Source organism: Sedimentibacter sp. zth1, assembly GCF_017352195.1.
Classification (GTDB): Bacteria; Bacillota; Clostridia; order Tissierellales; family Sedimentibacteraceae; genus UBA1535.
In genome coordinates, this window is record NZ_CP071445.1 from 18,418 (window position 1) to 32,463 (window position 14,046).

Consider the following 14,046-nt stretch of genomic DNA (forward strand, 5'->3'; position numbering starts at 1 on the left):
TAGTCCGATAAGTGAAAGTCGATGTCATTCCTCTGACAGCAGACAAAAAGAAATAACCGATAAAGGCAAGGTTATGGAAATTTCACCGGGGTCTGAGAGCATGGCGAGCAAACAAGGTATATTAAGCGTACCTGGGAGGTCTTGTAGTTTTCTGAATAACAAAAACAGATAAGGATGGCATAAGGTGTAGAAAACCAAAGAAGTCTTAAGAGCTGCAAGAAGTCGGACTAATTCATAGTAGTGAAGAAGTAGATGAAAGTCTATGGAGCAAAGGGATTAGCATGTAAGACAATTCGGAAAGTAACACATGAAAGACACTAGAGGTTAAATAAACACATGGGAAAGATACAAGAAGAAATAAAAGAACTATCAATAAAACACGCAAAACTGCAAACACTAATGCACTATGTAAATGAAGAAAATTTAAAACAGGTGCATGAAAAACAGGACAAGAAAAAAGCAGTAGGAATAGATGGAGTAACAAAAGAACAATATTCAGAACAACTAGAAGATAATATAAAAATTCTCCTAGAAAAAATGAAGAAGTTCGGATACAAACCAAAACCCACAAGAAGAGTAATGATACCAAAAAGCGATGGAAAAATGCGATCATTAGGAATACTGTCATATGAAGATAAGTTAGTACAAACAATAATGGCAGAAATATTGAATGGAGTATATGAACCAAGATTTCTTGATATATCATATGGTTTTAGACCAAACAGAAATTGCCATCAAGCAATAAAAATGATAAACAATACGATAATGCACAAAAACGTAAACTATATACTAGACTGTGATATAAAAGGCTTTTTCGACAATGTAGACCAAGGATGGCTAATGAAATTTTTAGAACACGATATACAAGATAAGAATTTTCTTAGATATATAGTAAGATTTCTAAAAGCAGGAATATGGGAAGACATGAAATACGTAGAAAGTGACAAAGGAACAATTCAGGGTGGAAATATATCACCAGTATTGGCAAATGTATACCTACACTATGTATTAGATATATGGTTTGAAAAGTCGGTGAAACCAAAACTGCATGGAGAAGCGTATCTGGTGAGATATGCAGATGACTTTGCAATACAGTTTCAAGCAGAAAGCGAAGCGGAAAAAGTATACAAGATGCTAATAGAGAGATTGAAAACATTTGGATTAGAAGTAGCAATAGAAAAGACAAGGATAATACCATTCGGAAAACATAGAGGAACAAAAGAAAATTTTGATTTTCTCGGATTTACATTTGTAAATGGAAAAACAAAAAATGGTAAATATCGTGTGCATATCAACACAAGCAAGAAAAAGCTAAAAATAAAAAGGCAAAATGCGAAAAGTTGGCTAAAAGAAGTAATGCACAAACCTATTGATACAATAATGAAAAGCTTGAAAAGAAAACTGATGGGACACTATAACTACTATGGGATAAGTGGAAATATCAAAGGAATAAAGAAATTCCACGGATATGTCAAATACCAATGCTACAAAAGATTAAACAGAAGACATCAAAAGAAAAGCATGTCTTATGATACATTTGAAAAAATATGGGAAGCATATATTCCAAGTCCAAAGATTTGTGTAAACATATGGTAGAACTATAAAGTTTTATATGAAGAGCCGTATGCCTAAATAGGGCACGTACGGTTCCGAGAGGGGCGAACAGACAGTAACCTTTTACTTTAAGAAAACCTTAAAAAGAAAGGGTGTCGGGTTCGTCTACTCGACACGTTAATAGGGAAAGTCAGACCACATCACTTCACCGGGTGTTACCACCGCCAAGACGGTCCATCTTTTGGGTCCGGTTCAGCGACGTCGTGAACACAGAGGCGTTAGGCGAAATACTTTAAACGAATGTTAGTATATAAAAAAGGAGAAATTTATTTTATGCCAATAACAATAGCAGGATTAAAAAGTATGGGATTTGAGAAATTTGAAAATGAAGAGAGCATTAGTAGTTGTTTTTATTCAATTAATATTATTGAAATATTTGGTATAAATCTTGAAAACATTATACCTGATACATTAAAACAAATTGATACTAATTCAAAAAAATGTATTATTTGGATTGAAGAAAGTAAAAATGAGTTATTAAAAAGTTTGATTGCTAAAAACTTAATTGTAAATAGTGATATTTTAGATAAAGATTTAATTGATGAAAATACAAATGATAATTGTTATTATATGGCTGTTATATTAAATACAGAAAAGGACTACATTTGTGAATCTGGATATAAAAAAACAGAAAATAATGTTATTCTAACACACAACTGCTTTGAAAAAGCAAAACAAGAACTTAAAGATTTAGAAAGTATGGTTATTCCTAAGTTAATTACAACATTAAATATAGAGTTAGCTCAGTATAATGACGATATAACAGTTAGACTTATGAATAATGATATATTAGGTAAAGATAGTAAAGGTAATATAATATTTGATGTCAAATTAGATATGCAATGTAGCTTATCAGTTATTAAACCTTTAAAATTAGAAACACTTAGATACTCTATAAATAATTCATTAAATTTATACAATGATGTTGATACAAAAGTCATATCTTTGTTATACTCTGGTTTAAATGAAAAAGATAGATTTAAAAAATTTATAAATATATTTCAAGCATTAGAAATGCATATAAATAAGGTATTTAAAAAAATAAAAAAAATAGATTTAGATAAAAAAGCTGATGGACAATTTATTTGTTCTGATATATTTAAAGAAACTGCAAAAAAAACGTTTATAGATTGTGTTAGTAGCTCTAAAAATTTAGCCCATAAGTTTATATGGTGTTCTATGTTAGAATGGACAAATGTAAATGATAATGATGTGAGTGTATTTATGTCAATTAAAAAAATAAGAGATGATATATCACATTGTAATTCAGTTTTAGATTGTGATTTACCAATACAAGAATTAATCAATCTTATTTATAAAATAATTAGAAAATAAACATGAAAAACATAGGCAGTACTATCGCCTAACAACATGTTCACGCTTCGGGTCTTAGGTGGAACGCTCAAGGGGAAAGTCAGACCACATCACTTCACCGGGTGTGACCACCACCAAGATGGACTAGCTATGGTGTCCGGTTCAGTGACGTCGTGAACACAAGACCGTTAAGTGAAAGAGTTATATCATTTCAAAGTATAGATTTATGGACAATATAAGCATACTAAGAATTTGTACTCGTTGAAATAATTATATGAAGTAATAAGATTATCTATATAATTACATAGTAAAAAATATCAGTTTTTGGATGCAACCAGTTTGCAACTTATATTTGCGTAATAGTTGGTAGATGTTACTATCTAATTATAGTATACTTGAGCAACAAAAAGGAGGTAGTGATATATGCATTGGACTTTATTCATAATGATAATCAATATTATTTTGTTAGCTGTTTTTGTTGGTATAATTATTTTAGTTATTTGTGCTCTTTTGAAATACTTAAAATCTAAAGAAGTAAGAAAAGAAAAATCAGTTGTTCGTAAGTCACTTGGAGAAGCACTAAAAGAGCATCGTACTTTATGTAAAATGACACAAGAGTTTGTTGCTGAAACAATTGGAGTAAGTAGACAGGCGGTATCTAAATGGGAAAATGGAATATCTGATCCAAGTACGTCAAATTTGATTGCTTTAGCAAAATTGTATAATGTACCTGTTGAAGATTTAATTAAAGAAGTAATTTAAAATATCAAACTGATAAGATATTATGTTTAAAATTTATTTAAGAAAGTTATTAAAGAGTGATATAACTCCAACACATAACAATATGTTCCCATTCGGTGCAAGGGGAACGTCAGCTGGAAAGAGTGTCAAAGATGAATGTCCAGCAAGAAGAGGAGTCAGCACCACATTCCTCAACCTAAGCGCGTCGCGACAGTCGTTGCATTAGCCACGTGCGTGGCATGAGCAACTCCTTCTGGAGGTTGAGAAACGTCGGGAACACGGGACGTTAGAAGAAAGAACGTTATCATATTAGAGAAGAACTTTGAGGTCGATATAGATGTGTTATTATGATTTTAAATCTATTGAAATAGATGTAGGAAGTGAAGATTTTATATTTTATATGAAGGTGAAAAAAGATGAATAGAAAAGAATTATTAATGTCATTTTGGTGTGATGTTGCAAATCAAAATGTAGAGGCGTTAAAAAATTATTTTGCTCCAAATGCACATGTGCGTTGGCATAATACGAATGAACAATTTACAACTGAAGAATTTATAATTGCAAATTGTGAATATCCAGGCGATTGGCAAGGTGAAGTGGAACGTATTGAATTAGTTGAAGATAAGGCGATTACAGCAACAAGAGTTTGGTTAAAAGATAATAGTGCCTCTTTTCATGTAACTTCATTCTTTAAATTTCAAGGAGATAAGATTTTTTTTATAGATGAATATTGGGGTGATGATGGAATAGCACCGCAATGGCGATTAGATAAGAATATTGGCAAACCCATAAAATGAGAACTTTGTTTGATGCACAATAAATAGATATTTTAAAATATTGAAGTTATGATTAAAGACAATATGAAAAGATTTTTATAGGTAATTATTTTGCAAAGTCGTTGGAGAGTGATAACGATCCATCTTCTAACAACATGTTCACGCAAGGGTCTTAGATGGAACGTTCAAGGAAGAAAGTCAGACCACATCCCTTCACCGGGTGCGAGCACCGCCAAGACGGTCTAGCTATTGCTGTCCGGTTCAGCGACGTCGTGAACACCAGACCGTTATATAACATTGTATATTCATGTCAGAGTAGTGTTGATTAGTCAGTAATTTGTTTGGTAGTACTAACAATAACAAAAAAGTCATATTAAATATAATAGTTAAAATATATTGATGTTTTTTATTAGAGAAAAATAATTAAAATATATTATCTTAGTAGTTGCAAATAATTTAATATAATAAACAATAATTAAGAAGTATAGATTCTTGAAGGAGAAATACATGAAAGAAATTAAATATATGCTATTAGGAATAGCAATTATTTTGTTTGCAATTGTTATGGTGTTTAAGGGTTATTATTCAAAAGAAAAACAAGATTCATAATTAATATTGTTTTTGTTAAATAATTAGAAAAAGGGGTTGGATATATGAAAAAGAAATCTATAGGATTAATTGGAATTATTTTTGGTGGTTTCTTATTATCATTAGAATTGTATCTTACTAAGATTGCACAACTTATAGATAAAACGTCAGGTAGTTATTATACAAGTGTATGGAAATACGCAGGTATGTTTCCATGCAGTATAGCACTAATTATTACGATAGTATTAATTTTTTATAGTATATATATTTACTTTACATATAAAGATGATTAATATGACTTTAAAAAGTAATTAAGAAACATAAGTAATATAATTAAATTAAAGTTAGTAATATAAGATGTGAATGGACAACGTTACATAACATTGTATATTCATTTCAGAGCACTTTTGTTGGGTCTAATGGTGGTTGGATAATATAAGCCAATAATATGTGTTATATATATATGTTGTATAAATGTTAAGATTATTTACATTTTGAGAGGGGATTAGATATTATGAGTACAGAAAAAGACAAAGGAGTAATATCTCTTCATGAAGTAACCAGAGAGCTTTTACATGAGTATTACAGAGGATTTATTAGTGACCCTGACATTTTTATGGACATGAACAGGTTCTTCACTTACCATTATGATCCTGAAAAGATTGATGGACATTTTGCATTAAAAAAACCGACCCAGGAGCGAAAGGAATTTATGATTATAGTGAATGACACCGTAGTTGGTGAGATCTGCTTAAAACATATTGACTACGACAAAAGAGAATGCGAATTGTCAATCCATATGCAAAATGATTCCGTGAAAAATAAGGGATATGGAACACAAGCTGAGAAACTAGCAGTGTGCTATGCTTTTGAAGAGTTGAGGATGAATACTGTTCTTGCTGATGCTGTTCTCAAAAATGTAAGAAGCCAACATGTTCTGGAAAAAGTCGGTTTCCGTTTTGTTAGACAAAATGAAACATTTAAGTATTATCGTTATGAACGAGAAACATATAATGAAGACCATACATTATGAGTATGATAAATGCTACAAAAATATAAACATAGAGGTCTGGTAGAACTAATATTAAAGTTAGTAATATGAGATGTGAATATACAACGTTACATAACAACGTGTTCACACAAGGGTGTCCATAGGAACGTCGATAGGGCAAGTCAGCACCACATTCCCCAGCTAACCGAGTCGGCAGCCCTCTAACCTAAGATAAGAGCTATCTAAGGTTAGAAAACTACCTGTAACGCTGGGAAAAGTCGTGAACACAGAGTCGTTATATGAAAGACTAATGTAATTTCAGAGTGTATTTTTAGGGATAAATTAAATATAGTTTATAGTATTTAAAATAGCTATTAAGTTAGCAAAGATTATTTATAAATAATAAGAATAGAGTTTTAAGGAGAAGAAAGATGGATTATATATTTGAAACAGAGCATTTGAAAATTAGGAAATTCAAAATAGAGGATGCACAATCTTTATATGAAAATCATATGGAAGATGAAGTAAAGAAATGGATTCCAAACGAAAGCTATGCGGATATTATTGAGGCGAAAGATGCTATTGATTTTTATATAAATTGTGTGAATAATAAGCATTTGCCATATGTATTAGCTGTTGAGTTAAAAGAAACAGGAGACTTGGTAGGAGATACAGGTGTAAACGAAGTTGAAGGAAATAATGAAGAGGTTGAGATCGGCTATACAATTTGTAAAAAGTATAGTGGAAAAGGCTATGCCACAGAAGTTTTAAAAGCAATGACAGAATATATAATTGAGATATTTAGAATAAATGTTTTATATGGTCGTGTAATGAATGGTAATAAGTCTTCTGTTAGAGTTTTAGAAAAAAACGGATACAAATTCGTGGATAAAGAATTTGGAGCTGAGGATGATCCCTATGGAAATGGAATGTTGATTTATAAGAAGGAGTTTTAATTATTGATACGATATATGAGCATAATATGAAGTTAATCTATTAAATAAAAAATGATAGAGAGTCAAGAAGTTTACATTAGTCCAACATCTAACAATATGTTCACGCAAGGGTGCCGAGAGGAACGTTGATAGGGAAAGTCAGCACCACATTCCCCAGCTAACCGAGTCGGTGCCCTGCAACTTAAGATAAGAGCTATCTAAGGTTGCAGAACACCTGTAACGCTGGGAAACGTCGGGAACATAGGGGCGTTATATGCAAGAATAAATGGCGTGAAATCATAATTTATTTTGAAAATATAAAGTTATTGGGAGGTATGAAATGGGGAATATAGAATTAAAATGGAATAGAATTTCACAAAAATCAAAAGGAAGATATATGTTTGTAGAATTTTCATTAAAAAAAGTATTATCAGTACAACTAATTTTATTAATTGTATTAGAATTAATATTTAATTATAGAAATGAAGATATAAAATTATTTGTTATTCAATCAATTATAAAACTTACAGCAGCTTATATATTAGGAGTAGTGATAGGAAAACTAGAATGGGAATATATAAAAAAATTAAACGAACGTAAATTCTTTGATAAGAAGGTTATAAGAAGAAATTATATAATTATTTATGGAATATTATTTTTTGGTTTAAATTCTATAATAGCTACAATATCACCATTTTTTGTAAGTACAAAAAAGAATTTAACTGAAATTGTTTCATGGCTTTTGGTAGCTTGGATATGGGGATTATTAATGTGGATTACTAGTGGTAGTGAGTTGGAAAAATATATTAAATAATAATTTTACTATAGTAAGTAAATAGGGCCCATTGATTCCAGCATATAACAACATGTTCATGCTTCGGGTCTTGAGGGAACGTCAGCGAGTAGGAACGTCAAGGAAGAAAGTCACGTAGGGGTCTAGTCAGACCACATCACTTCACCGGGTGCTAGCACCGCCAGGACGGTCTAGCTAATTCTGTCCGGTTCAGCGACGTCGTGAACACCAGACCGTTAGACGAAATAAACTCAATCTTTTAGGCTTCTAATGTTTTGACTATAGTATTGAAGTGGCAAATAGGTATTGGCGTGTAAAACGAAACTTATATTTGTATGTCATAGTTTTTCACACATATTTATAGATTATAATTGTACATAGAAATTGAAAATTTATTTGATTGAAGAAATATTAATCATATGAATTAAAAATTAAATAATAAAATTTTAGAAGATGCTGAAATTTTATTACATATGAAAAATAATTTTAAAGTTTGAAATTTATTAATTGGTAATTCACAAGTGTAGAAAAGTTATTGTCAATAAAATATAACACTGCAATGTAAGAGGTTGTTACTAATAGTAAATGAAATTATTTTGGGAGGAAGTTATGAAAGTAGTAAAAGCAAAAATAAATGATATAGATAAGGCAGTTGATTTAGCATTTAGTATGCAAAGTAATATTGAAACTAGATGTAGATCATTATTATTAGATGCATCAAGAGAACAGATATATGATATGTTTTCTAGTTATGTTGAACGTGACGAACATGAAATTTTACTTGTTGAAAAAGATGGAAAGTTAGAAGGTTTAACACCAATTTATTGGATGGAAGAAGACTTATATGTTTCATATGCTCAAGGACCATATGGATATGATTATGAAGCAGTGGCAAATTGCTTGTATGATTATGTTGCAGAGAACTTTAAAGGCTACAAGTTTTATGTTAATACAGCTAGTGAACACACTAAGTCTATTAAGTTCTATGAGAATAAAGACTTTCAAAAAATTGAAGAAGCTGTAATGCTTAAACTCGAGAACTTCAGTAGTGATTATTCAAATGAGTTTGTTCAAGAGCTAAATAAAAATAATAGCAGAAATCTATATAATTGGATAGAAGGATGTATTGATCAAGATACTTATTGGAATTCTAAAAGAATAAGTGAGAACTTAGATCGTTTTATTATTCTTGGGTATTTTGAGAAAGGTATAAAAGGACATATTATAGGCAGAGGTTCTGTTAATTATACTGAGATTATTGCCTTCAGCGGTGATGAAATAGTAAAAGAAAAGCTATTTAGATCATTTATTTCAAAAGCCAATAAGAGAAATGTCAAATTGATAGATTTATATACAGAAGATGATTATGAAGTATCGCTTGGAACTAAGTATGGTTTCAAGTTATATGATAATAATAACTGCTTTCTTAAATATTTATAGTTATCTAATTGATAAAAAATATCTGTATATAGCTTCACAACTTGTAAGTTATAGTATAGAGAAAAACCGCAGTTTAATGAAGTACGGTGATATATGGCAAATTTCAAACTTAATATTGAATTCAAAATTATGAATTGGGTCAAAAGTAGAAATTATATATTTTTTAGATTATTAGAGTGCATAAAGTTAAGATAAATATATAATTAGATTAATCGTATAAATTTTCATAACGTAGCTATAAGTATTACAAATATAAGTCTATCACGTACCAGGTTTGCTCGGGTCACATGAGTTTAATACGTCTAACAATATCTTCACGCTTCGGGTACCCGTAAGACAGTCAGCTGGACTAATGAGAAAGTTGATTTGGTCAATCCCAGATAGGGGAGAGTCAGCACCACATTCCCCAGCTAACCGAGTCGGTGCCTGCAACCTAAGATAGGAGTTATCTAAGGTCGCAGACCCCTGTAACGCTGGGAAACGTCGTGAACACAAGAGCGTTAGATGAAAGGGAGATATAATTTCAAAGAGTATTTAAGATGTCAAAATGAAATTTGCCAAGGAAATTGGCATAAATAATTGATGAATTTAAGAAAAGGAAAAGGACAAAAAATTATGAAATCAAATTTTAACGATGGGAAATTAAGAAATATGACATCTGTATATATATCACAGGATAATAAGATTTTGTTATTATATAGAAAAGGTGGCAGAGTAGTTAATGATGTATGGGTAGGATCAGCAGGTGGACATTTTGAAGAATTTGAATTGAATGATGCTAGAGCATGTATGTTAAGAGAACTTAAAGAAGAATTAAATCTTTCAGAGAAAATGCTTGAAAATATTAAATTACGATACGTCACTTTAAGAAGAACAAAAGGAGAAATAAGACAGAACTATTACTTTTTTGCTAAATTAAATCAAGATTATAAGATAGAACTTAATTCAAACGAAGGTATAGCAAAGTGGTTTGATATAGAAGAAATAAAGTCATTAGAAATGCCATATACAGCAAAATATGTGATAGAACATTACGTAGATATAGGAATAAAAGATGATTTAATTTATGGTGGAATAGCAAATAGTGAAAAAGTAGTATTTATAGAATTACCAGAGTTTTAATAATGTGAATAATTAAAGGATTTATACATAAATTGTAGTGAGTCAAGATGCTTATATCTCCCCTACATCTAACAACATGTTCACACTTCGGGTGCTAGAGGAACGTCAGCTGGATAGGGAGTCAAAGTAGACAAGCCAGCAGAGGGCGAGTCAGCACCACATCACTTCACCGGGTGCCAGCACCGCCAAGATGGTCTAACTGATGCTGTCCGGTTCAGCGACGTCGTGAACACAAGACCGTTATCTGAAAGAACAATATAATTTCAGAGAATTAATATTAATAGCAATTTGATAGTACAACAGCTACATAAACAGTAATAAATGTTATGTAGAAAATTTAATATGAGGAGATGCATATGAAAAAAATTATTACGGTGCAACACACACAATCAATACATCATACAAACGGTATGGTTGGTTCATGGACAGATTGGGAATTATCAGAATTAGGAGTAAAACAAGCACATAAAATAGGTGAAAATTTAAAAGAAGAATTAAAAAATCAGAAAATTAAAATGTATTCATCAGACTTAACTAGGGCAAAGCAAACAGCTGAAATAGTTGGACAACACATAGAAGTAACTCCTATATTAAAAAAGGAATTAAGAGAGAGAAACCTAGGGAAATGTTGTGGCAAATCTGTAAAATGGTTAAAAGAAAATGTAGAAGTACAAGAAAAGACTGTTGATGATAGGTTATTTTCAGACGCAGAAAGTCGTAGAGATGAATGGAACAGATTAGAACCTTTCTTTACAGAAATTATGCAAAGTGAAGATGAAGTAATAATCATTGTATCGCATGGAGATTTATTAAGTGTATTTAACACGATGTTTTTGGGATTGGAAATTGAAGTGCTAAATAAAGCTGAAGTATTTGGTTTAGCAGGTGGAGTTTCGTATTTAATATTAAATGATTCAGGAAAAAGGTTAATAAGAAAGATGAGCGATATGTCTTATATAAAATAAAATTATGATGAATAAGATAGAGAATTAAGGTACGTGAATAAATAGTAAAGATTTATATTGACCTACAGATAACAATATGTTACAGCTACGGGTGCTTAGAGGGAACGTCAGCTGGTACAGTTAGTCAAAGCAGACAAGCCAGCAGAGGGCAAGTCAGCACCACATTCCTCAGCTAACCGAGTCGGTGTCCTGCAACCCAAGATAGGAGTTATCTAGGGTCGCAGAACACCTGTAACGCTGAGAAACGTCAGTAACAAAGGGACGTTAGGTGAAAGGTCAATATAATTTCAGAGAATGTCTATGATGTCAAATTAAATTCGAAGCATATGAATTATATAATTAATAAAAATTGAGTATAAAAGGGGATATAAAATGGAGAAAAAATTTCCGACTCATATAGTAGCTGTAGATGGAATAGTAGAAAATGAAAAAAATCAAATACTTTTAGTTAAAAACTCTTATAAATGCATTTATACAATTCCTGGTGGACAAGTTGAAATAGGTGAAAATTTAAATGATGCATTAATTCGTGAAATAAAAGAAGAAACAGGAATAGATATAAGTGTTGAAAAACTAATATGTGTTTCATCAAACAAAGGCACTCATGCAGGATATAATGGATACACTATAGTTCCAACAAAAGTGATGTTTGGATTTACATGTAAATATGTAGATGGAGAATTATGTACGTCAGATGAAACATCTGAATCATTATGGATTGATAAAAATGCAGTATTAAATTATATTACAGAACCTAATTTGATAGAAAGATTTAAAGCATATTTAAACTATGAAGGATCAGTACAATATTTAGAATACATTACAAAACCGGAATATAACTTAAAATTAAAACGCTTGATATAAAACTTATAGGTAGTCAAGTAGCTTATATTGACCCAACACCTAACAACGCGTTCACATTCGTTCGGGTAGGGTCGCTTGCTATCTTGAAACATCTCTGTGGCTTGCCCTCACACATCCCTTCACCGGGATCGAAGCTCCTTCAAGAGGTCTAGCTACTAAAGACGGTTCAGGGACGTCGTGAACACAGAGCCGTTATAAGAAAGAGTATTATCATTTCGGAGAAAAGTTTTGATGTCAAAGTAGCAAATTTTTAAGTGTAAATTTGTTTTAGATATATATATGGGTGATGAGTATTGTTTATATATTTTTTGAAAGAAAGGGAAATAGCAGTATTATGAATGATAAATTAATGAATCACAGGATGAATTTAAATCCTGAACCTTTTGCAATGATAAGGAATGGGGAAAAAACTATTGAATTAAGATTGAACGATGAGAAAAGGCAACTTATTAAAATAAATGATGAAATAGAATTTATTAATACTGATGATGAAAGTGAGAATATGTTATGTAAAGTAACTAATATATATCATTTTGCATCTTTTGATGATCTATACAAGGAACTCCCGTTGTTAAAGTGTGGTTACACAAAACATAATATATTAAATGCAAAATCAAGTGACATGAATCAATACTATTCCATTGAAAAGCAATCAGAATATGGAGTAGTTGGTATTGAAATAGAACTACTGTGATACATATTAAAAATAATGTATTCAATAAATAATCAAAGTACAAAACAAACAGAACGTTACTCAATAAATAGTTATTTTAACACTGTGTGGATATATGTAGGTATTAGATGAAAGATAAATTTTTTATAGATAATTATTTAAGGCAAGTAATTAGGGAGTGATAACACCCCATCTTATAACAACATGTTCACGCAAGGGTCTTAGTAGGAGCGTCAGGGAAGAAAGTCAAACCACATCACTTAACCGGGTGTGATCACCGCCAAGACGGTCTATCTATGATGTCCGGTTCAGCGACGTCGGGAACACACGGAACGTTATACAAAATTGACATAATCATATCAGAGATTTTCAAGAAGGTCTTAATTTGGTTTTTGAGAGGTCAAATGTAATGAAAAAGTTAAAAGTATTATATATAATTTTAAGTTCAATTATAGTGATATTAATAATAATGCTGTTATATAGTCAGAAAAATATAAAACAACTAAAAGAAGAAATTGAAGAATATAGAGCTGAAAATGAACAATATTTAAAAATAGATAAAGAGTTTACATATATTAGTGAACTAATTTCAAAATTTTATATATCAAAGAATAATGAAGATATAGATAAGGTTAATTCATTGCTTGATGCAAATTTTATTGTTATTGAAGACGAAAATATTATATTAAAAAAAGATGGTTCAAAAGAATACATATTATTAGACAAAAAAAGAAATTTAAATTATAAAGGAATGACTATTCTAAGTATAAATTATATTAAAGAAAAATGTGCATATTTTGTAAATACTCAAGAATTTATATTTTATGAGGATGGGACTCCATTCGAACATGCATTATTTATTAATTTTTTAGTTAAAGAAGAGTCAAAAGGATGGCGTATTATAGATGTGAATTTTGACATATGAAAAAATAATTAGTAAGATATGCTTTGTAGCTGATTATATCAACTATGTATAACAATATGTTCACGCTTCGGGTGCTAGAGGAACGTCAGCTGGATAGGGAGTCAAAGTAGACAAGCCAGCAGTGGGAGCGTCAGCACCACATTTCTCAGCTAACCGAGTCGGTGCCCTGCAACCTAAGATAGGAGTTATCTAAGGTCGCAGAACACCTGTAAAGTTGAGAAACGTCGGGAACAAGGGGACGATAAGCAAAATGCCGCTAGCGCGTCATTTTGTTTATCGTCGCGCGGGTACCCCGCTGACAGGCT

14 protein-coding genes are annotated in these 14,046 nt (G+C 31.1%); all 14 read left to right on the top strand.

Going from position 1 to position 14,046, the window contains the following annotated elements; genetic code table 11:
* The first annotated feature begins 336 nt into the window (after positions 1-336).
* The 14 genes from ltrA (at position 337) to JYG23_RS00175 (ending at position 13,741) form a co-directional block, all read left to right on the top strand.
* Positions 337-1,596, top strand: a complete 1,260-nt coding sequence (ltrA, locus tag JYG23_RS00110) for a group II intron reverse transcriptase/maturase (protein WP_207236446.1) — start codon at positions 337-339, stop codon at positions 1,594-1,596.
* 291 nt (positions 1,597-1,887) lie between these two features.
* Positions 1,888-2,949: a hypothetical protein gene (locus JYG23_RS00115; protein WP_207236447.1), complete on the top strand. Its 1,062-nt coding sequence runs from the start codon at positions 1,888-1,890 to the stop codon at positions 2,947-2,949.
* 402 nt (positions 2,950-3,351) lie between these two features.
* The gene (locus JYG23_RS00120) at positions 3,352-3,690 is read left to right on the top strand and encodes a helix-turn-helix domain-containing protein (RefSeq protein WP_207236448.1); all 339 of its coding nucleotides are present in this window, start codon (positions 3,352-3,354) and stop codon (positions 3,688-3,690) included.
* A 395-nt stretch (positions 3,691-4,085) separates the two neighbouring features.
* Positions 4,086-4,466: a nuclear transport factor 2 family protein gene (locus JYG23_RS00125; protein WP_207236449.1), complete on the top strand. Its 381-nt coding sequence runs from the start codon at positions 4,086-4,088 to the stop codon at positions 4,464-4,466.
* 632 nt (positions 4,467-5,098) lie between these two features.
* On the top strand, positions 5,099-5,326 hold the full coding sequence (locus tag JYG23_RS00130) for a hypothetical protein (RefSeq protein WP_207236450.1): 228 nt from the start codon (positions 5,099-5,101) through the stop codon (positions 5,324-5,326).
* A gap of 221 nt (positions 5,327-5,547) precedes the next feature.
* Positions 5,548-6,066 carry a GNAT family N-acetyltransferase gene (locus JYG23_RS00135; protein ID WP_207236451.1) on the top strand — a complete coding sequence of 173 codons (519 nt, stop codon included), beginning with the start codon at positions 5,548-5,550 and terminating at the stop codon, positions 6,064-6,066.
* A 389-nt stretch (positions 6,067-6,455) separates the two neighbouring features.
* Positions 6,456-6,980, top strand: a complete 525-nt coding sequence (locus JYG23_RS00140) for a GNAT family N-acetyltransferase (RefSeq protein ID WP_207236452.1) — start codon at positions 6,456-6,458, stop codon at positions 6,978-6,980.
* A gap of 319 nt (positions 6,981-7,299) precedes the next feature.
* A complete protein-coding gene (locus tag JYG23_RS00145) occupies positions 7,300-7,773 on the top strand; it encodes a hypothetical protein (protein ID WP_207236453.1) in 474 nt (157 codons plus the stop codon).
* 588 nt (positions 7,774-8,361) lie between these two features.
* Positions 8,362-9,192, top strand: a complete 831-nt coding sequence (locus JYG23_RS00150) for a hypothetical protein (RefSeq protein WP_207236454.1) — start codon at positions 8,362-8,364, stop codon at positions 9,190-9,192.
* A 582-nt stretch (positions 9,193-9,774) separates the two neighbouring features.
* Positions 9,775-10,314: an NUDIX domain-containing protein gene (locus JYG23_RS00155; RefSeq protein WP_242631594.1), complete on the top strand. Its 540-nt coding sequence runs from the start codon at positions 9,775-9,777 to the stop codon at positions 10,312-10,314.
* Between the two features lie 356 nt (positions 10,315-10,670).
* Positions 10,671-11,279 carry a histidine phosphatase family protein gene (locus tag JYG23_RS00160; RefSeq protein ID WP_207235119.1) on the top strand — a complete coding sequence of 203 codons (609 nt, stop codon included), beginning with the start codon at positions 10,671-10,673 and terminating at the stop codon, positions 11,277-11,279.
* A 372-nt stretch (positions 11,280-11,651) separates the two neighbouring features.
* Complete coding sequence (locus tag JYG23_RS00165) at positions 11,652-12,143, top strand: NUDIX hydrolase (protein WP_207236455.1); 492 nt, start codon at positions 11,652-11,654, stop codon at positions 12,141-12,143.
* Between the two features lie 334 nt (positions 12,144-12,477).
* Positions 12,478-12,837: an ASCH domain-containing protein gene (locus tag JYG23_RS00170; RefSeq protein ID WP_242631595.1), complete on the top strand. Its 360-nt coding sequence runs from the start codon at positions 12,478-12,480 to the stop codon at positions 12,835-12,837.
* Between the two features lie 388 nt (positions 12,838-13,225).
* Complete coding sequence (locus JYG23_RS00175) at positions 13,226-13,741, top strand: hypothetical protein (RefSeq protein ID WP_207236456.1); 516 nt, start codon at positions 13,226-13,228, stop codon at positions 13,739-13,741.
* The last annotated feature ends 305 nt before the right edge of the window (positions 13,742-14,046 follow it).

What these genes read in the sequence shown, in the direction of transcription:
- JYG23_RS00135 (WP_207236451.1), top strand. Translation starts at nt 5,548, where the DNA reads ATGAGTACAGAAAAAGACAAAGGAGTAATATCTCTTCATGAAGTAACC.
- JYG23_RS00170 (WP_242631595.1), top strand. Translation starts at nt 12,478, where the DNA reads ATGAATGATAAATTAATGAATCACAGGATGAATTTAAATCCTGAACCT.
- JYG23_RS00120 (WP_207236448.1), top strand. Translation starts at nt 3,352, where the DNA reads ATGCATTGGACTTTATTCATAATGATAATCAATATTATTTTGTTAGCT.
- JYG23_RS00175 (WP_207236456.1), top strand. Translation starts at nt 13,226, where the DNA reads ATGAAAAAGTTAAAAGTATTATATATAATTTTAAGTTCAATTATAGTG.
- JYG23_RS00155 (WP_242631594.1), top strand. Translation starts at nt 9,775, where the DNA reads ATGAATTTAAGAAAAGGAAAAGGACAAAAAATTATGAAATCAAATTTT.
- JYG23_RS00115 (WP_207236447.1), top strand. Translation starts at nt 1,888, where the DNA reads ATGCCAATAACAATAGCAGGATTAAAAAGTATGGGATTTGAGAAATTT.
- JYG23_RS00145 (WP_207236453.1), top strand. Translation starts at nt 7,300, where the DNA reads ATGGGGAATATAGAATTAAAATGGAATAGAATTTCACAAAAATCAAAA.
- JYG23_RS00160 (WP_207235119.1), top strand. Translation starts at nt 10,671, where the DNA reads ATGAAAAAAATTATTACGGTGCAACACACACAATCAATACATCATACA.
- JYG23_RS00125 (WP_207236449.1), top strand. Translation starts at nt 4,086, where the DNA reads ATGAATAGAAAAGAATTATTAATGTCATTTTGGTGTGATGTTGCAAAT.
- JYG23_RS00130 (WP_207236450.1), top strand. Translation starts at nt 5,099, where the DNA reads ATGAAAAAGAAATCTATAGGATTAATTGGAATTATTTTTGGTGGTTTC.
- ltrA (WP_207236446.1), top strand. Translation starts at nt 337, where the DNA reads ATGGGAAAGATACAAGAAGAAATAAAAGAACTATCAATAAAACACGCA.
- JYG23_RS00165 (WP_207236455.1), top strand. Translation starts at nt 11,652, where the DNA reads ATGGAGAAAAAATTTCCGACTCATATAGTAGCTGTAGATGGAATAGTA.
- JYG23_RS00140 (WP_207236452.1), top strand. Translation starts at nt 6,456, where the DNA reads ATGGATTATATATTTGAAACAGAGCATTTGAAAATTAGGAAATTCAAA.
- JYG23_RS00150 (WP_207236454.1), top strand. Translation starts at nt 8,362, where the DNA reads ATGAAAGTAGTAAAAGCAAAAATAAATGATATAGATAAGGCAGTTGAT.